The organism is Bradyrhizobium jicamae (assembly GCF_018130695.1).
Lineage (GTDB): Bacteria > Pseudomonadota > Alphaproteobacteria > Rhizobiales > Xanthobacteraceae > Bradyrhizobium > Bradyrhizobium jicamae_B.
This window is the reverse complement of sequence record NZ_JAFCJX010000039.1, coordinates 63,715-80,609: the sequence shown is the minus strand read 5'-3', so window position 1 is coordinate 80,609 and position 16,895 is coordinate 63,715. Positions and strand designations below refer to the sequence as shown.

Genomic DNA, 16,895 nt, shown 5'->3' with positions numbered 1-16,895 from the left:
GCGACAGGCGTGTGTGCGCAAGGCGGACGGTGAAGTCGTGTGGGCCTGCCGCCCCGATGCAGGTGGCAAGCACGCGAAAGGTCCAAAGCCGATCGCGGATGATGGTGGCACAAACGCAGAGTCTCACCAGGGCGAGCACTTATAAGCCGTAAAGCCATCGCGCAGGGAAGGCCGGATGCCTCCGCCGAACCTGTATGCTCGTGCGCGCACTTTCTTCTGTGCACAATGCGCGCGAGACCGCGGGTGCGGCGTGCACCCGGTCTTCCCTGCGCCCTCGCTATCGAGCGAGGGTGAAACGAGATGGAAAACTCGGACAGAACATGTCGCGAGAATGCGCTCTCACATCCTCATCGGAACTTGATTCCAAATGAGCCCCGTCATTGCGAGCGAAGCGACTTGTCCGCCGAAGCCTTGGCGAAGGCGGAAGCAACCCATCGCGCAGCACATGCGGACACGAGCTTCGTCGCTTCGCTCCCTTGCACAAACGCTTCGCGTTTGTTGCAGGCAATGACGGTTGTGCTCATCAGCGGGTTGCGCGCCCGACCGTCTCGTTCTTCACCGTCGCAGCCGTCACCTTGTGGCGCGGCGCGAGCACGGCGAGCTGATGCGGAGTGGCGGCGGTTCCAACCTGCGCCTGCTCGGCGACATCGGCGGCGCCGAGGGCCTGGACCTGCACGGCCGAGATCGGCAGACCCGCCTTCTCGTAAGCGGGCAGCTCTGCAGCACCGGCAGCGGTCGCAAACGAGCCCGCGAGCATGGCAGCGGCGGCAGCGGACAGCGAGTATTTCTTCACGGTAGTCTCCTCGATAGGATTGAAATGACGAGGTAATAGTCGCCTTGCTGCAACGCAACAGTCTTTATGCCGCATCGCACAATTTTGTGAGAATGGAGTTGGCCGCCACATGACCGTCATCTCGATCCAGTCCCAGGTCGCCTACGGCCATGTCGGCAACAGCGCGGCATTGTTCCCGATGCAGCGGCACGGCATCGACGTGGTGGCGGTGCCGACCACGCTGCTCAGCAACCGCCCGGGCTACGCCACGATCCGCGGCCGCGTGCTTGAGGCCGAGCTCGTCGCCGACCTCCTGCGCGGGATCGAGGAGCGCGGCGTGGTCGCGGATGCGACGATGATCCTCTCGGGCTACCTCGGCTCGCCTGCAATCGGCGCCGCGGTCGCCGACTTCGTCGCCCGCGCGAAGGCCGGTCATCCGGCGCTGCGCTATGCCTGCGATCCCGTGCTCGGCGATCGCGATCGCGGCCTGTTCGTGCATGCCGAGATCCCGCCGCTGGTGCGCGATCGCTTGTGCCCCCTCGCCGACGTGATCACGCCCAATCATTTCGAGTTCGAATGGCTGTGCGGCGGGCCGGCGCAAACCTCCGATGCGGTAATTGCGGCGGCGCACGGGCTCATGGCGAAGGGGCCGTCGACCATCATCGTCACCAGCGCCGAGCTCACCGATACGCCGCCTGACACAATCGAGACGCTGGCGATCGAGCGCGACCATGCCTGGCGCGTACGCACGCCACGACTGCCGATCAGCCCGTCCGGTACCGGCGACCTCTTCGCGGGGTTGCTCACCGCAGCTTACGCGTCCGGCGCTCCCACACCGGACGCCCTCAGCCACGCCGCCTCGGCCATCTTCGCCGTGCTGGAGCGCACCGCGCTCCGCGGCACCGGGGAGATGCGCATCATCGAAAGCGGCGATGCGCTGGTGGAACCGCCGCGCAGATTCGAATCCATCCCGCTGACTGCTGAAGGCAAACCATCGACATGACGCAGCTAAAGCCGATCGCCGCCTATGACGACTTCGCCCGCCTCGACATCCGCATCGGCAAGGTCGTCGACGTGCAGCCGTTTCCGCGGGCGCGCAATCCCTCGTACAAGGTCGGCGTCGACGTCGGCGCAGAGCGCATCATGTGGTCGAGCGCGCAGATCACCAATTACGAACCGGCCGCGCTGATCGGCTCGCTGGTGGTCTGCGTCTGCAATCTCGGAGCCAAGAACATCGCGGGCTTCACCTCCGAGTTGCTGATTCTCGGCGCCAGGGACGCTGATGGACGCGTTATCGTGCTCGGTCCGCGCAGCGAGGTTGCGGTCGGCGAGCCGATCTTCTGAGGCCCTGCATCACGCCGCCGTGATTCAAATTGTCTGCAAACCCCGTAACTTTCCGATGGGGGATCATCCGGATTCTCGGGACTCTCCGGCGCTGGTAATTTTGTGGTCATCGCTCGATTCGCCGATGCCCCAGGAGACGGAAGATGCGAGAGGTCTATTTCCACTGCTCCACCGACCAGCACGTCCTGATCGATCGCTCCGGCGTCGCGATGGATCTCGCGGAGGCCCGCGCCCATGCCGAGCGCATGGTGCACACCATGATCATGACGCCGAGCGCGGAAGACTGGCGCGACTGGGCGGTGCACGTCACCGACGATCTCGGCGACGAGCTGTTCGTGGTGCCGTTTTCGTCCCTCCTCGGCCAGTTGCACTGAGAGGCCGCCATGCTGATCGCCCTCACATCGATGCTGCCGCTGCGCCGCCTCACCGCGATCATCACGCACTGCCAGGCGCTGATCGACAATGTCGGCGATCCCTATCGGCCGGAACTGCACTACATGCGCGGTCCGGGGCCGAAATGGCGCGCCAAGCACCAGCGCGACTCCTGAAAAGAGAAAAGGCCGTCGGGCGTTACGCCGCCGGCCCTCTCTTGCAGCTGCCGGCTCGAGACGTCCGGTTCCACTGCAAATCGCGATGTCGAGTTCATCGCCACAAGTTTAATAAAATCTTAACGACATGGGCATGAACTGCATCCCACGCTGCGACCTTCGCACGCAATCATGCACATGCGTCGCTCGCACCGGAATACTACGGAGTGCTGTTCACTATTTTTGCGTCAATCGCACAAAGCTTGCGCGCTGCATGTGTTCGGGATTTGTCGACTCAGTGTTACCATGCAGTGCATAGCGGAACGAGGAGCTTCCGAATGCCGTACTACACGTTTGATTTGGTTGTCGGCGAAGACGTCAAGCCGCAAGGCAGCATCATCCTCGAGAACCTGCACGTCGCCTCCGATCGCGCGGTGCAGCTCGCGAGCGAGCTGTCGCAGGTCAAGCCGGAGCTCAAGGCCAGGGGCTGCGCGGTGCGCGTCACCGACAGCGACAACAACGAGCTCTACCGCACCCCGCTCGATCCGGTGCCGGCCTGGGCCACGGCGTAGGTAACGCAGCGGATGGCGTGAACCCGTCCGTCGCACGACGACACTACAGGCGGTAAGCCGCGCAAGCGCGGCGCGTCTCCGGTCAAGTCGTGTGGACGATGCAACGCCCTGTGACGACCCGTCTGCTGATCTTCGCGGCCGTGCTCGCGGGCACGCTCAGTGTCGTCGCCATCGCCGCGCTGCTGATCCAGCGCATCAACGGCGACGAAGCCGCGCAGGATTTCGTCATCGACGGCATCATGGCCGCGGGTATCACCTTCCTGCTCGCTACCCTCGCCGCCGCGATCAGCGCTATGGTTGCTCTCGCTCGTTGGCTATGGCGCGGGCGCGATCGCCACGCGTGATCCGGTCACGGCCCCTCGCCGCCGGCGCGGAGCGCGGTCAATCCTTCGCGGTAGGTCGGATAGCGTAGCGCCACGCCGAGCTCGCGCCGGACCAGCTCGTTGCGCACCCGCTTGTGCTCGCCATAGAAGCTCCGCCCCATCGGCGTCAGTTCGGCCTCCTCGAACGGAAGCTCCGGCGGCGGAGCGATGCCGCAGAGTTGCGCGGCAAAGCCGACGACGTCCTGCGGCGGCGCGGGCTCGTTGTCGCAGACATTGTAGATGGCGCCGGCGCGCGGACGCTCCAGCGAGGCCGCAACGACAGCGGCGATATCGGCGACATGGATGCGGTTGAAGACCTGGCCGGGCTTGACGATGCGGCGCGCGGTGCCGGCCGCCAGTTGCGCGAGCTGGTTGCGGCCGGGGCCGTAGATGCCGGCGAGCCGGAACAGATGCACGGCCTTGTCGTGGGCGGCACCGAAATCGAGCCACGCCCGCTCCGCCGCCGCCCTGATCGTCGAACGCCCCTCGCGCGGCGCGACCGGCGTCGTCTCGTCGACCCAGTCGCCGGCGTGATCGCCGTAGACGCCGACGGTCGAGAGATAGCCGATCCAGCGCAAAGACGGCGCCGCCGCGATCGCATCGGTAAAGCGCGCAAGCACGCGATCGCCACGCGCATCCGGCGGGACCGAGACCAGGATCGCGTCGCTATCGGCGATCTCGTCTCCGATCGCGGGATCGCTGGCCTCGTCCGAAAATAACCTTGCGCGGATGCCGCTTCGCGCGAGCTGCTCGGCTTTGGCCGCCGTCTGCACCGTCGCTACGATCTCAGCCCCCGAGACGCGCGCGCGTTCAGCGATGGCTTCCGCCGAATAGCCGAAGCCGAACACCAGCAGCTTCATCGGATCGAACGCTCCGTCCTACTTTTTCAGATTGAGCCGCCCCATGAAGTCGCGCTTGCCAAGCGGCGCGCCCTTGTGGCGGAGGATGTCGTAGGCGGTCGCCGAGTGGAAGAAGAAGTTCGGCAGCGAGAACGACATCAGAAAGCCCTCCGCCGTGAACGGCAGCGCGTGATCGCCGAACTTGAAGGTCACGTCACGGCCGACCAACGCGTTGACGGCGTCAGGCGTCAGGCCGGACAACTCGTTGCGCGCCTCCGTCACCAGCGCCTGCAGCGCGGCATAATCGAGATCGGGTTTGCCGGAGGGCGGCACGAACACGCCGTTTTTCGCAGCCTCCATCGCGCCGCGCGAATGATGCGCGAGCGAGACGACCTGGAAGCGGAACGGCAGCATGTCCGGAAACAGCCGCGTCTCGACGATCTCGGCGGGATCGACGCCCTTCTCCTTGAAATGGGCGAGACCCTTGTCGAGGAAGCCGGAGACCGCACCGAGGATCTGCAGGTAGTTGGCGACGGTCGCATCGTAGAGCGAAAAGGCCATGGCGAAACTCCCCTGACGGAAATGGTCTTGCTGCTTGCGGCGATACAGTTCCCGGAATTTCCGGGGAAGGCAAGCGGCAGCCGTCGGGGCACCATGATAGCCGCATGAGCGACAGCGTCATGCGCCGATACAAAGAGGCGGGTTACGCTACCGCTAACCCGCCCTTCTCAACTCACGCAGCCAGCAGCTTGTCGAATTCCGCCGGCTGGTACGATTTGCCGTCCTTGTCGGTGATCACGACCTGCCAGCCTTCACTGGCCCAGATCCGCGCCTTCGCGACAATGATGAATGAACTCTCGCGTTCGACCCTGACCGTCTGGTTCTCGCGTTCTGCGATCATCTTGTAGGCCAATTCCTGATCCCCTTTGTCCATCCACCCACCCAAAGGCTGAGATGCCAACAGGTATTGGCCGCAATTCGCCGAGAGCGTGACAATTTGATGGAGAGCGACGAAAGGAATCGCCTGCCGCCAGGATTACGCCTGCGCCTTGCCGAGCAGCGTCGGCATGTCAAGCGCCGAAGAGTTGACGTTGACGCTGCGCGCAAGCCGCATCTGCGCGCCCTCGAAGGTGCAGGTCACGGTATCGCGGAACGCCGACTCGACAAAAGTCCAGGTCATCGCGAAGGTCCGCACATCGCGCCAAACGCCGCTTGCGACCACGCGCATGACATCCGGCTGGTACTCGTGATGCAGCCTGTTTCCGGTCATGGTCGTGGTGCCCTCGAGCGGCGCATCGAGGCCGACCTCGATGGTGTGGGTGCCGCGATTGTCGTCCATCGTGAAGGTGCAGTGCCTGTCGTCAAAGCTCAGCTTCACCGACTTGATACCGTCGCCATTTTCCGGCATCTGCCAGGTCTTGCCCGAGATCTGAGCAGCGACCGGTGATGACGCCGGCATGAACGGCGGCAGCAAGTGCAGATTCGCGGTGCGCATCTTCAGTTCGCCCGCATCGGCGTCGCTCTTCGCCAACGCCCCGGAAAACATCGCCGGGAAATGGCGGAAGACCATCTTGCCGAAACGGCTGCCGGGCGGGATCCCGGCGGTGATCGCCAGCACCGCGTTATGCCCGGGAAATACGAAGCTGAGCTGATCGAACAACCCGTCGGCGTAGAACGTCCCCTCCGGGCCAAGCCACCATTGATAGCCATAGGTGTCCTTGACGTGCGGGTATTGCACGGCGGCGACCCAGTCCGCGGGCAGCACCTGCTTGCCGTTCCACTGCCCTTTCTGCGCATGCAGGATGCCGAGCTTGAGGCAATCCACGGTTTTCCAGCTCAGGCCGTTGGCACCCGGCGAGATGCCTTCCGGTCCCACCGGCCATTCATGGCCGCTGATGCCGAGCGGCGCGAACAGCCGCGGCTTCAGATAATCGGCGACGGCCTCTCCCGTGGTCTTGGTCACGATCGCCGAGAGCAGATAGGTCGCAGCCGAGGTGTAGACCCATTTCGTGCCGGGCTGATGGACAACGGGGATCTTGAAGAACTCGGCGACCCAGCTGGTCTTGATCGGCCGCCACGCCGAACCCGACGTCATCGAGGCATGGCCGGTGCGCATGGTCAGGAGGTCCTCGACCGTCATCGCAGCAAGCTTGTCGTCGACATCGGACGGCAGCTTGTCCTTGAAAAACGAGATGGCCTTGTCCTGCACACCGAAGCGCCCGTCGGCAATCGCAAGACCGACCGCGCAGGCGGTGACGCTCTTGGTCAGCGAGTGCATCATGTGACTGCGCTCGGCACGATAAGGCTGCCACCACCCCTCGGCCACCACCTGCCCGTTGCGCCACAGCATGAAGCTGTGCAGCTCATAGCCTTGGCGATCGACCTCATCGAGGAAATTGAGGATCGCCGACGGCGCGATGCCCTGCTCCTCCGGCCGACCGCGCGAGAGCCCGTCTGCAAAGGCCGTCTCCGCCCGCGCCGAAGAAAGGCCGCCTGGCGTCACCACGACTGCGGCACCGCCGAGCAACAGTTGCAGCGCCGCACGTCGCGAGGGTCGCGGTGAAAGGCCGTATTCTTGTTCGTTATGATGGCTCACGGCAGCACCTCCGGAAAAAGCCAGCAGAGGTTATGTTGGCGGATCATTCTGTCAACGAGATTGGTCCTGCCTCCGAAGCCGGTGGCGGCGACAAAAAAAGCCCCGCCATTTGCTGGATGCAAAGGCGGGGTCAAGGATCATTGGGTAAGAATCCACGCGCCAATGAAGGATACTGCGCGGGGAAGTAGCGTCTCCAATTCTAGTTTTGCGGCGCCGCGCGGCAACGGGATTAAAGCGCGCGCCGTCCCGGGACTTTTTCCCGATCCCGCGGGCAAAAATCCTGACCGCTCACCCTGCTTCCGCGCAACGGAACGTCCCCATTCCGTTGCGCGGATGCCTGGTCGCTACTGCACGACGTCAAGCCTGACGTTCGCGAGCCCCTTTCCCACCATCCCAAGCGATTGCGCCGCAGAATAGGATACGTCGACGACACGTCCCTGCACGAACGGGCCGCGGTCGTTCACGCGCACGGTGACGGAACGGCCGGTGTCGACATTGGTCACGAGCAGCTTGGTGCCGAACGGCAGCGTCGGATGCGCTGCGGTCAGTTCGCGCGCATCGAATCTTTCGCCGCTCGCGGTTGGTTGCCCCTGGCTGTAGAAGCTCGCGATGCCCTGCGAGGCGATTTTCTTCTCGCCCGCGCCTCTACGCGATGCGAGCGGCGTGTGCTTTCGCGTCGCGACGCGCGTGCGCGTGACGGACGCTGCGGGCCGATCCTGTTCGAGCGAGGCTACCCTGCTCGCCCGCAGATCCGACCGCTGGCTGACGGTCGTCTGCGCGCAGGCCGCGAGCGAAGCGGCCGCCATCACGATCGCAGAAAGACGAACTAGCTTGCGTGCATCGAAACGCACGCGGGCCTTGACGACGTACTCGGCAATTGAACCGTCGATACCCATGTTGCATCCCCAACTCGCGGGCCCCAGCCCAAGCCGAAAATCAACACGGGTGTAAAATCCGAATCCAATCAGGGCGGAACCGGGGCGGAACGCCCAAATGCGTCACATCCTCTGCGCGATTTCCCTTCAGGTGTGATGCTTGCGCCACAATCGGAGAGGTGTTTTCGTACGACCAACGAGCCCCGGGTTCCCGAAACAATCTTGCCTTGCGCAGCCCCACAGTCTCCACCCCTTCGCCTTGCTTTGGTCAAACCGGGCTGGAGTCGTGCGGTCGGGGACTGGGAAAGTCGACGGAATCTGAAAATCGCCGCCGCCCATTTGCGGTTGATGTTGCACTGAACACGGGACCGCCAATGCAATCGCTCTCCATGAAAGTCGCTGACCCTCACGACATCTTCGCGATCGAGCCCGACTTCACACCGACGCCGCGCGCCGAGAAGGATGCGCCGGCGCTGGTGCCCGAAGCTGCGAGCGCACCGGTTCATCGCGAGCCGCATTTCGGCCCGAGCCCTGCGCCCGCTCCGGTCGCACCTGCGATCGCGCCCGCCTATCACGCAGCCGCTCCTGCCAACGACATCAAGCTCGATGACATCAAGCTCGACCGCCCGCCGCTCGCGCGCAGCAGATGGGCGGTCCGCCTGTTCTGGTTCGTATTCGCAATCGGCAGCGCTGGCGCTGCAGCAGCATGGGATCACTATGGTGATCGCGTGAAACGGGTGGCCAACGAATTTGCGCCGCAGGTTGCGGCGCTGACGTCGCTGATCCCCGGCAAGTCCACGGCGCAGACCGCGCCGGCAGCAGAACCCGTCGCTGCGGATTCATCGACCGCGCAGGCTGCGCCTGCAGCGCCGCCGCAGGACGTCGCGACGTCTGCGCCGGCTCCCGCTGCGGCGCCTGCGCAAACGGCTGCTGCCATGCCCGATCCGGCTGCGGCACCGCAGGACCAGACGCAGTTGCTGCAGTCGATGGCGCGCGACATCGCCTCGATGGGCCAGCAGATCGAGCAGCTCAAGATGACGATCGACCAGCTCAAGACCGGGCAGGATCAACTCGCCCAACGCGTCGCGCGTACCGCCGAGGCAAGGGCCACCGAGCCGAAGCCGGTGCAGACTGCGCCTGCCGCGCCGCCGCGCCCCCGCGTCTCGACGCTGCCGCCGCGGCCCGCAGCAGCACCTCCGCCACGCCGTTCGACCGCAACATCCTATGTGCCGACTTACGTGCCGCCGCCGCCCGGCGCAGCCGCGCCATTGCCGCCGTCCACGGCAACGACTGCGCAAGCCGCACCGCCGCCGGTCGCGCTGCAATCCGCGCCGCCGCGCGCGGCGACGGCTGATGTTGCCGATGATGATGGTCCCGTGGTGCGCCCGCCGATGCCGGTGAGGTAATTCAAAGAGGATGGTTTGGGCGGGTTAGCGATAGCGTAACCCGCCGATATCTCGCGAAGCACGAGGGCGGATTAGGCTGCGCCTAATCCGCCCTACGTTTCAACCGCGACTCGGAAACGATCGCTCGATTGCCGCGCTCTGTCCGGGCGGCAGCACCACGACCGTGGCACCGGGCTTCACCCGACCAAACAGATCGATCACGTCGTTGTTGGTCATGCGGATACAGCCCGACGAAATCGCCTGCCCGATATATTCGGGCTGGTTGGTGCCGTGGATGCGGTAGAGCGTGTCCTTGTTGCCCTGGTAGAGATAGATCGCCCGCGCGCCGAGCGGATTGGCCGGACCACCTGCGACGCGCGCCGGATACGGCCCGAGCCGCGCCTGGATATCCGCGGTCGGCACCCAGTCCGGCCATTCGGCCAGGCGGCCCACGGTGGCGACGCCGGAGAAGGCCATCGCCTCCTCGCCGACCGCCACGCCATAGCGGATCGCCTTGCCCTGCGGCAGCACGTAGTAGAGATAGCGCGCGTCGGTATCGACCAGGATGGAGCCCGGCTGCTCCCGGCGCCGATAGTCGACGATGTGACGCTGATACTGCTCGGGGATCTCGGCCTTGGCATACGGCGGATGTGCCAGGAGCTGCCGGTCGCGCGGCGTCATGCTCGCGTCCGACGTCGGTGAAAGTGTCGTCTGCATGCAGCCGCCAAGTGCACCGACGAGTGCGAGCGACCCCATCAGCACCAATGCGCGCCTCAATTTCGGCACGGCCTGCCCTCCAGTGCGTGACATGACGATCACCTTGCTTCCTCAAACGTGCAGAAATCATGGCGACGGATTATGGAACACATCTGTTTGATCGATTTTTCGGAAGACATGTTCGGAATGGTTGCAGCGGGTTCCATCAGCCGCTAGCCTCGCGCCAACGAGCCTCGAAGCTTGGGATACATTCGGGAGGATTTTGGAATGCGGCGCGCACTCATCACGGCAGGCCTGCTCTTGGCGGCGACACAGGCTCACGCCGATCCACGATCGGCCTATGTCACGATGGTGCTGCAGGCCTTCGCCGCCAAGGTCGAGTGCCCCGGCACCGACGTCGTCTATCAGGATCTCGTCACCAAGGCGCAAGAGATGCAGCTGCCCGACGGCACCACCGAGCGGGTCCGCAAGGCGATCGCCTTCCTGCACACCGGCGGCAAGATGGGCGAGAAGCAGGATGACGACCTGATGGCGCAAGTCGCGCTCGCCACCCAGACCACCGATCTCGACCAGAGCCGCGTGGGCATGACGGTTTGGTGCCAGGAACAGAAGTCGCGGCTCGCCGGGTACATTCGGACCAAGCAGCAATAGACGCGGCGATTAGTGCCCGTTCCTTCGGGTTATGAAGGTCGTCCATTCATCTCGCAACACGATCCGGAACAGACCGGGCGGGATGGCTACCGGCGCTAATCTCTTCAGGTCGTCCTCGATCATGGACTGGCATCGCGAATAGAGATGCGCGAAGGCGTCGTTCGCCGCCGCTATGCCGGCAGCCTTCGCGCTCTCGGCATTCGTCCTTGCGCATGCGCGCAGGTCCGACACGATGGTCTCGATCTTGTCGCGACCGTCGGATTGTGCGTTTGCCGACCATGACGTCGCAGCGACAAATAGGCCGATCGCAATGGCCACACGCTTCATCGGCTAGATCTCGCCAAGATCAGGCGGCGCGAACCAGTTGGTCAACGATAGTCCGCCGTCGACCACGATCGATGCGCCGGTGACGTAGCCGGAGAACTTGTTGGAGAGTACCGCGAGCGCCATCGGCACGAGGTCTTCGGCTTGGCCGAGAAGGCCGAGCGGGATGTGTCTTGCCAGCGCGGGATCGGCGACGAAGCCGCCGGCGGCGACCGCGCCGGGCACCAGCGCGTTGACGCGGATGCCATGGCGGCCCCAGGTCTTGGCGAGCTCTTTCACCAGCATCGCCATACCAGCCTTCGCGGTCGAGTAGTGCGGCAGGTTGCGCGGCGTGCCCGCGTGCAGCGAGGTTAGGAACAGGAGCGAGCCTGGTTGCCTTGCGGCGATCAGATCCTTCGCCAGCTCACGCGCGAGATGGAAGCCGGCGTCGAGATTGACCGCGTGCATCTGTTGCCAGGTGTCGCGATCGACCGCCATCGCATGATCGGCCTCGCGCCGCGGTGGCGAGGCGCTGTGGACGAGATGCGTGATCTGACCGAGCACCGACCGCGCGTGCGCCAGCAGCGCATCGCAGGCCGCCGGCTTGCCGAGATCACCAACCCAAGGGAATGCCAAGTCGCGGCGTGACGATTGCTTGATCGCGGCGTCGATTCGTTCGGCACTGACATCGGCGAACACGGTGCGCACGCCCTCACCGACCAGGCCCTGCGCGATCGCACGGCCGATGCCGTTGCCGGCACCGGTAACCAGGGCGGCATCGCGTGTGGGATCGAACGGAGAATTGAACAGGCTCATGATCACTCCGCGCTCAATACGGCGGCGCCTTGCGTGCCCGCTGCGCCTTGGCCGCTTCCACCCACCACGCAAGATCATCGGCGAAGCGCGGGAATGCCCGCTCCAGCGCCTTGCCGCCGTCGCCGGTCGGCTGACCGTCTGCCGAGAGCGACTGCCCGATCGGCCCCGCTGAAATTGTACTTGAAACCACGACCATGCCCATCTCCGAGAGCGTGCCGTGCCAGGCGGTGGCGGCGCGCGCCCCGGCGAAGCGGCCGGCCGAGTAGCTTGCGATCGCCGCCGGGCGCCAGAACCACTCTTCGAGGAAATGGTCGGTCAGATTCTTCAAGCCCGGCTGAACGCCCCAATTGTATTCGCCGGTGATGAACACAAAACCGTCGGCGTCGCGGATCTTGCCGGCGAGCGTCTCCAGCGCCGCAGGCGCCTGGCCTTTCGGGTATTCCTTGTACATGCGATCGAGCATCGGCAGGCCGACCTCTTTCGCATCGATCAGTTCGACATCGTCGCCGCGGCCGCGGAAGCCGTTGACGACGAATTGGGCGAGGCGAATGCCCATGCGGTCGGAGCGATAGGAGCCGTAAAGGACGAGGATGCGGTGGGTCATGAGATCGAAGGCTAGCACGGACCGATGACGGCCGTCCTGCGGCGCGTTCTCCATCCGTTAAGCACAGACGAAATGCTGTGACGCTTCGGCCAAAAATCGCCCGATTTGTTTTCAGTTATCCCGGAAGCTTTGAGGGAGAACCCGACATGCATTTCGCGAAAGCGATCTTCGCCGGCTCGCTCGCAGCGCTCGCGGTCATTGCAGCGCCGGCGCTGGCGAAGAGTTCCGACCGGCAGAAGACCGAGGAGAAATCGACGACCTCGCCCGCCTGCCAGGCCTACCAGCAGGCGCAAGACGGCAGCTGGGTCCAGCTGCCCTGCGGCGAGATGGGCGCGAGCGGATCGACCCAGCACCGGCCGGCCCCGAAGAGCGCGGACGACGACGCCCGCTAAAGTTCCACGCCACGGCAACGCCAGCTGGCGGCCACGCTCTGGTACCGCTATCGCCGCATTCCCTTTGTCTGGTGTCGGCCAGACGCGAGGGGATTTGGGATGACCAAGGCAACGCTGATCACCGCTACGCTGGCACTTGGGCTGGCCTCATCCGTGCTCGTCTCATCGGCGGCGATGGCGCAGCAACGCGCCGGCGATGCCGCCCTCGGCGCACTGTCGGGCGCCGTTGTCTTTGGCCCCGTCGGTGCCGTGGCCGGCGCGGTCGTCGGCTACACCGCAGGTCCCTCGATCGCCCATTCCCTCGGCTTCCGTCGCTCCGCTGCAGCCCATCGCAGCAAATCGGCCAGGCAGGCCCGCGCGTCCATGGACCGTCGGGCGCCACCCATTCGCGAGGCCGCGGCTCCCGCTGTTGCGACGCCGGCCCCACCACCGCCGAAGACCGCATCCAAGGCACCGCCGGTCCAAGGTCTGGAGTAACGAAAGCCTGGAGGTACGAAGGGCTGGCGTAACGGCGGAACCGGCACGCGCGGGCCTCCGGGGCCGCATCATAAACCGCGGGTTAATGCGCAACCGCTAGGATGATGGGCTTTCAGTCCTCAATCGTTGCGAACGGCGCAAAACCATGAAAATCGGAACCCTTTTGACCGCGGCCATCGTCTCGCTGTCGGCCGTCGGTGGTGGGCTGGCGGCCTACATCGCGGTGACGAAATACCAGACGATGGACAAGGTTTCGATCGCGCAGAGCCGCCTCGAGGTCGTCCGCGCCGTCGGCGATATCCCGCGCTACCTCAACCCGGAACGCGGCTACGCCACCAACATACTGCTCGGCAATGCCGGCACGATCGATCCCAAGCAGATCGCCGAGCTCGACAAGCTTCGCCAGCTGACCGATGGGGCGGTGGCCAAGGTCAATCAGGTGCGCGCCACCCTGCCCGGCCCGCTCGACGACGGCGAGGCGGTCGCGAGCGCGATCGATGCGCTGAAGGTGAAATTCTCCACGCTTCGCGATGCGATCGAAAAAGCGCTGGCCGGACCGGTCGAAGCCCGCCGTCCCGCCGGCACCAGGATCGTCGCCGACAATTCCGTGTTCAACGCCGGCGTCACCGCGCTGCTCGACGAGCAGGTGCGCCGCCTGGCCGGCCTCGACGGCAATGCCTATCGCCAGGCGAGCTACGCCAACGTCGCCTGGACGCTGCGCGACATCGGCGGCCTCAATGCCAGCCTGCACAAGAGCCTGGTGGCCGCCAAGCGTGTCGCGACCGACGCCGAGAAGACCGAGATCGCCCGCTCCACCGGACGTACCGAGCAGATCCTCGCCACGCTGCAGGAGCTACGCAACAATCCGGCGACGCCGGCCAATGTCGCCGCGGCGCTCGGCAAGATGCAGTCGGATTATGTCGAGCGCTTTGGCAAGCAGCTCAAGCTCGCCAAGGAAGGCGCGGTATCCGGCAAGTACGAATACGACGTCGACACCTACTTCGCGGAATCGCAGGTCGGCCTCGCCGCGATCATCACAGTGCGCGAAGCGTTCTACGAGAACGCCGAAAACGGCCTTGCCGCGGCCTATTCGTCGGCGCGGATGAGCTTCGTGATCGCGCTGATCGGCCTGATCGCAGTCGCCGCCGCCAGCGCCGTGCTGATCGTGATGGTGCGCCGTCGCATCCTCAATCCGATCGCAGCCCTCACCGGGCGCATGTCGCGGCTCGCTGCCGGCGACGTGGCCGCCGAAATCCCGGGCGCTGCGCGCCATGACGAGATCGGCGCGATGGCCGCCGCCGTCCAGGTGTTCAAGGACAACAAGATCGAGGCCGACCGCCTCGCCGCCGAGAAGGAAGCCGAGAACGACGTCAAGATGCGCCGCGCCCGCGTGCTCGACGACCTCACCCGCGCCTTCGAAGCCAAGGTCACCGAGCTCGTCGGCGGCCTGTCGTCGGCCTCCTCGGTGATGGAGGACACCGCGCAGTCGATGTCGGAGACGGCGGCCAGCACCAACCGTCAGGCGTCGGTGGTGGCGGCCGCGTCCGACCAGACCTCGACCAACGTCCAGACCGTCGCAAGCGCAACCGAGGAACTGACCTCCTCGATCTCGGAGATCGCGCGCCAGGTGTCGACTTCGACCGAGATCGCCGCGCGCGCCGTCGATCACGCCCGCCGCACCGGCGATACCGCCCGCTCGCTCGCCGAGGGCGCGCAGAAGATCGGCGACGTCGTCACGCTGATCCAGAACATCGCGGCGCAAACCAATCTGCTGGCGCTCAACGCCACCATCGAGGCGGCGCGTGCGGGCGAAGCCGGCCGCGGCTTTGCCGTGGTCGCCTCCGAGGTGAAGACACTGGCCGGCCAGACCGCCAAGGCGACCACCGAAATCTCCGAGCAGATCGCCGCGATCCAGGCTGCGAGCGACGAGACCGTCACCGCGATCAAGAACGTCGTCGACGTCATCACCGAGATCGATCAGATCGGCACCGCGATTGCAGCCGCGATCGAGCAACAGGGCTCGGCCACCAAGGAGATCTCGCGCAGCGTCCAGGAAGCCGCGCGCGGCACCCAGGAGGTCAATTCCAACATCTCCGGCGTGCAGCGCGCCGCCGACGGCACCGGCGCCGCCGCGGCCCAGGTGCTCGGCGCCGCCGAGCAGCTGTCGTCACAGTCGAAGGACCTCGCCGGCCAGGTCAACCGCTTCCTGTCGGACGTGCGGGCAGCGTAACGCGTTGCTGCGCTCATGCGCGGTCATCGTCATCGCGCTTTAGCTTTTTGTTTGAGCATGATCTATTCGGAAAACCGCTTCACACTTTTCCGGATCATGCTCTATCCGCGCAGGCCCAGCACGCGGCGGGCGATCGCCTGGCGATGGACCTCGCTCGGCCCCTCGTACATCCGCATCAGCCGCGCCTTCTGCGAGAGCGCATGCAGCGGCAGCTCCAGCGTCATGCCGAGTGCGCCGAGCGTCTGCATGGCGTGGTCGCAGGCCTCGTAGGCCATCTCGGTGGCGAACACCTTGATCATCGAAGCCTCGTGCCTGATATCCTCGCCGTGATCGGCCTTGTCCGCGGCGTCACGCACCATCAGGCGGCAGGCGTGCATCCGCGTCGAGATATCAGCGATCCACCACTGGATCGCCTGGCGGTCGGCCAGCTTCACGCCAAAGGTCTCGCGCTGCCTGGCGTGCTCGCAGAGCATGTCAAGCGCGCGCTTGGCGATGCCGATGCAGGTCGAGCCCATCTCCAGCCGCCGCGTGCGCAGGCGCAGCTGCATCGGCGCATAGCCCTTGCCGACCTCGCCGAGCACGGAGTCCTTCGCGATCCGGCAATCCTCGAACACGATCTCATAGGTCGATCCGCCGCCGAGCATCGGTATCTCGCGCTCGATGATGAAGCCCGGGGTATCCTTCTCGATGATGAAGGAGGTGATGCCACCCTGACGCTGGTCGTTGCCGACGCGAGCCATCACAATGATGAAGTCTGCAGCGCGGGCGTTGCTGATCCAGATCTTGCGCCCGTTGATCACCCATTGATCGCCATCGAGCACCGCGCGGGTCTTCATGCCTGCGGGATCGCCGCCGGCGCCGGGCTCGGAGATCGCGATCGCGGACGACATCCGCCCCTCGATGTAAGGCTGCAGATATTTCGTCTTCTGCGCCGCGGTGCCGACGGCCTGCAGCATGCGCAGGTTCGGCGAGTCCGGCGGCAGCACGAAGGGCACGCAGGTGCGGCCGAGTTCCTCGTGCACGGCCGCCATCGTGCGCGTCGGCAGATCGTGGCCGCCGAGATCCTCGGGTGCGTCGAGCCCCCACAGACCGAGCTCCTTCGAGACGTCGCGCAGCCGCTTTTTCTGCGCATCCGTCAATTCCGGATGATCGCCGCCGGGCAGCTTTGATTTCAGATAGTGCGGCTCGAGCGGGATGAGCTCGCGGTCGACGAATTTCGCGACCGTCTCGCGGATCATGGCCGTTTGCTCGTCGTCGTGCATCGTGTGTCCTCGCCTGCATTTGCTTTTGTTTGAAACAGCAGTAGCCGATTTCCGCTTGGCCTGAACAGCGGAAACGCGCGACGCACCGTTGCGCGCGGCGCGGAGGTCTCGCTCGACGGAAATAAATATTCCGCGGCTCGGTCGGCGCGTCGCCAAACGCAAGAACACCAC

The 16,895-nt window shown here is 65.2% G+C and carries 22 protein-coding genes; 11 read left to right on the top strand and 11 right to left on the bottom strand.

Translation table 11 applies throughout. The annotated features are described in order from the left end of the window. Positions 1 to 523 precede the first annotated feature (523 nt). On the bottom strand, positions 524 to 793 hold the full coding sequence (locus tag JQ604_RS37090; protein WP_212365689.1) for a hypothetical protein: 270 nt from the start codon (positions 791 to 793) through the stop codon (positions 524 to 526). Positions 794 to 902: 109 nt separating this feature from the next. Here JQ604_RS37090 and pdxY point away from each other — a divergent pair, with 109 nt between their 5' ends. From pdxY to JQ604_RS37060, 6 genes are all read left to right on the top strand, one after another. Continuing rightward, the gene (gene pdxY, locus JQ604_RS37085) at positions 903 to 1,775 is read left to right on the top strand and encodes a pyridoxal kinase PdxY (protein WP_212365688.1); all 873 of its coding nucleotides are present in this window, start codon (positions 903 to 905) and stop codon (positions 1,773 to 1,775) included. Beyond that, a complete protein-coding gene (locus JQ604_RS37080; RefSeq protein ID WP_212365687.1) occupies positions 1,772 to 2,116 on the top strand; it encodes a tRNA-binding protein in 345 nt (114 codons plus the stop codon). Before pdxY ends, JQ604_RS37080 begins: the two co-directional genes overlap by 4 nt. 143 nt (positions 2,117 to 2,259) lie before the next feature. Next, positions 2,260 to 2,490, top strand: a complete 231-nt coding sequence (locus tag JQ604_RS37075) for a DUF6894 family protein (protein ID WP_212365686.1) — start codon at positions 2,260 to 2,262, stop codon at positions 2,488 to 2,490. A 9-nt stretch (positions 2,491 to 2,499) separates the two neighbouring features. After that, positions 2,500 to 2,664 (top strand): hypothetical protein, encoded by a 165-nt coding sequence (locus JQ604_RS37070; protein ID WP_212365685.1) that lies wholly within the window; start codon positions 2,500 to 2,502, stop codon positions 2,662 to 2,664. A gap of 317 nt (positions 2,665 to 2,981) precedes the next feature. Next, on the top strand, positions 2,982 to 3,215 hold the full coding sequence (locus JQ604_RS37065) for a DUF6894 family protein (RefSeq protein WP_212365684.1): 234 nt from the start codon (positions 2,982 to 2,984) through the stop codon (positions 3,213 to 3,215). Positions 3,216 to 3,325: 110 nt separating this feature from the next. Further along, positions 3,326 to 3,559 carry a hypothetical protein gene (locus JQ604_RS37060; protein ID WP_212365683.1) on the top strand — a complete coding sequence of 78 codons (234 nt, stop codon included), beginning with the start codon at positions 3,326 to 3,328 and terminating at the stop codon, positions 3,557 to 3,559. A gap of 5 nt (positions 3,560 to 3,564) precedes the next feature. On the opposite strand, the gene JQ604_RS37055 is transcribed toward JQ604_RS37060, so the two are convergent. The 5 genes from JQ604_RS37055 to JQ604_RS37035 all read right to left on the bottom strand — a co-directional run bounded on the left by JQ604_RS37055 (position 3,565) and on the right by JQ604_RS37035 (position 7,908). Further along, positions 3,565 to 4,437: an SDR family oxidoreductase gene (locus JQ604_RS37055; RefSeq protein ID WP_212365682.1), complete on the bottom strand. Its 873-nt coding sequence runs from the start codon at positions 4,435 to 4,437 to the stop codon at positions 3,565 to 3,567. A gap of 18 nt (positions 4,438 to 4,455) precedes the next feature. After that, positions 4,456 to 4,977, bottom strand: coding sequence for a DUF1993 domain-containing protein (locus JQ604_RS37050; RefSeq protein ID WP_212365681.1), 522 nt, complete (start codon positions 4,975 to 4,977; stop codon positions 4,456 to 4,458). Between the two features lie 172 nt (positions 4,978 to 5,149). Beyond that, positions 5,150 to 5,350 carry a hypothetical protein gene (locus tag JQ604_RS37045; protein ID WP_212365680.1) on the bottom strand — a complete coding sequence of 67 codons (201 nt, stop codon included), beginning with the start codon at positions 5,348 to 5,350 and terminating at the stop codon, positions 5,150 to 5,152. Between the two features lie 102 nt (positions 5,351 to 5,452). Then, positions 5,453 to 7,012: a serine hydrolase domain-containing protein gene (locus JQ604_RS37040; RefSeq protein ID WP_212365679.1), complete on the bottom strand. Its 1,560-nt coding sequence runs from the start codon at positions 7,010 to 7,012 to the stop codon at positions 5,453 to 5,455. Between the two features lie 344 nt (positions 7,013 to 7,356). After that, positions 7,357 to 7,908: a septal ring lytic transglycosylase RlpA family protein gene (locus JQ604_RS37035; RefSeq protein WP_212365678.1), complete on the bottom strand. Its 552-nt coding sequence runs from the start codon at positions 7,906 to 7,908 to the stop codon at positions 7,357 to 7,359. Positions 7,909 to 8,276: 368 nt separating this feature from the next. On the opposite strand from JQ604_RS37035, the gene JQ604_RS37030 reads away from it, so the two are divergent. Further along, positions 8,277 to 9,293, top strand: a complete 1,017-nt coding sequence (locus tag JQ604_RS37030; RefSeq protein ID WP_212365677.1) for a hypothetical protein — start codon at positions 8,277 to 8,279, stop codon at positions 9,291 to 9,293. A gap of 99 nt (positions 9,294 to 9,392) precedes the next feature. Here JQ604_RS37030 and JQ604_RS37025 read toward each other — a convergent pair whose 3' ends face one another. After that, the gene (locus JQ604_RS37025) at positions 9,393 to 10,028 is read right to left on the bottom strand and encodes a L,D-transpeptidase (RefSeq protein WP_249159204.1); all 636 of its coding nucleotides are present in this window, start codon (positions 10,026 to 10,028) and stop codon (positions 9,393 to 9,395) included. 228 nt (positions 10,029 to 10,256) lie between these two features. On the opposite strand from JQ604_RS37025, the gene JQ604_RS37020 reads away from it, so the two are divergent. Next, complete coding sequence (locus JQ604_RS37020) at positions 10,257 to 10,640, top strand: hypothetical protein (RefSeq protein WP_212365675.1); 384 nt, start codon at positions 10,257 to 10,259, stop codon at positions 10,638 to 10,640. A gap of 9 nt (positions 10,641 to 10,649) precedes the next feature. Here the strand turns inward: JQ604_RS37020 and JQ604_RS37015 are convergent, their stop codons facing one another. From JQ604_RS37015 to JQ604_RS37005, 3 genes are read right to left on the bottom strand one after another with little or no spacing between them, the layout of a single operon-like run. Next, positions 10,650 to 10,967, bottom strand: coding sequence for a hypothetical protein (locus JQ604_RS37015; protein ID WP_212365674.1), 318 nt, complete (start codon positions 10,965 to 10,967; stop codon positions 10,650 to 10,652). 3 nt (positions 10,968 to 10,970) lie between these two features. Then, entirely contained in the window at positions 10,971 to 11,759 is a 789-nt protein-coding gene (locus JQ604_RS37010) for an SDR family NAD(P)-dependent oxidoreductase (protein WP_212365673.1), read from the bottom strand. 13 nt (positions 11,760 to 11,772) lie between these two features. Beyond that, positions 11,773 to 12,363 (bottom strand): NADPH-dependent FMN reductase, encoded by a 591-nt coding sequence (locus JQ604_RS37005; RefSeq protein WP_212365672.1) that lies wholly within the window; start codon positions 12,361 to 12,363, stop codon positions 11,773 to 11,775. 146 nt (positions 12,364 to 12,509) lie between these two features. Between JQ604_RS37005 and JQ604_RS37000 the strand changes: the two genes are divergently transcribed. From JQ604_RS37000 to JQ604_RS36990, 3 genes are all read left to right on the top strand, one after another. Next, positions 12,510 to 12,755 (top strand): hypothetical protein, encoded by a 246-nt coding sequence (locus JQ604_RS37000; RefSeq protein ID WP_212365671.1) that lies wholly within the window; start codon positions 12,510 to 12,512, stop codon positions 12,753 to 12,755. A 99-nt stretch (positions 12,756 to 12,854) separates the two neighbouring features. Continuing rightward, on the top strand, positions 12,855 to 13,232 hold the full coding sequence (locus tag JQ604_RS36995; RefSeq protein WP_212365670.1) for a DNA-directed RNA polymerase subunit N: 378 nt from the start codon (positions 12,855 to 12,857) through the stop codon (positions 13,230 to 13,232). 145 nt (positions 13,233 to 13,377) lie between these two features. Beyond that, complete coding sequence (locus JQ604_RS36990) at positions 13,378 to 15,462, top strand: methyl-accepting chemotaxis protein (protein WP_212365669.1); 2,085 nt, start codon at positions 13,378 to 13,380, stop codon at positions 15,460 to 15,462. A gap of 101 nt (positions 15,463 to 15,563) precedes the next feature. Here JQ604_RS36990 and JQ604_RS36985 read toward each other — a convergent pair whose 3' ends face one another. Continuing rightward, positions 15,564 to 16,724, bottom strand: coding sequence for an acyl-CoA dehydrogenase family protein (locus tag JQ604_RS36985; RefSeq protein WP_212365668.1), 1,161 nt, complete (start codon positions 16,722 to 16,724; stop codon positions 15,564 to 15,566). Positions 16,725 to 16,895: the final 171 nt, after the last annotated feature.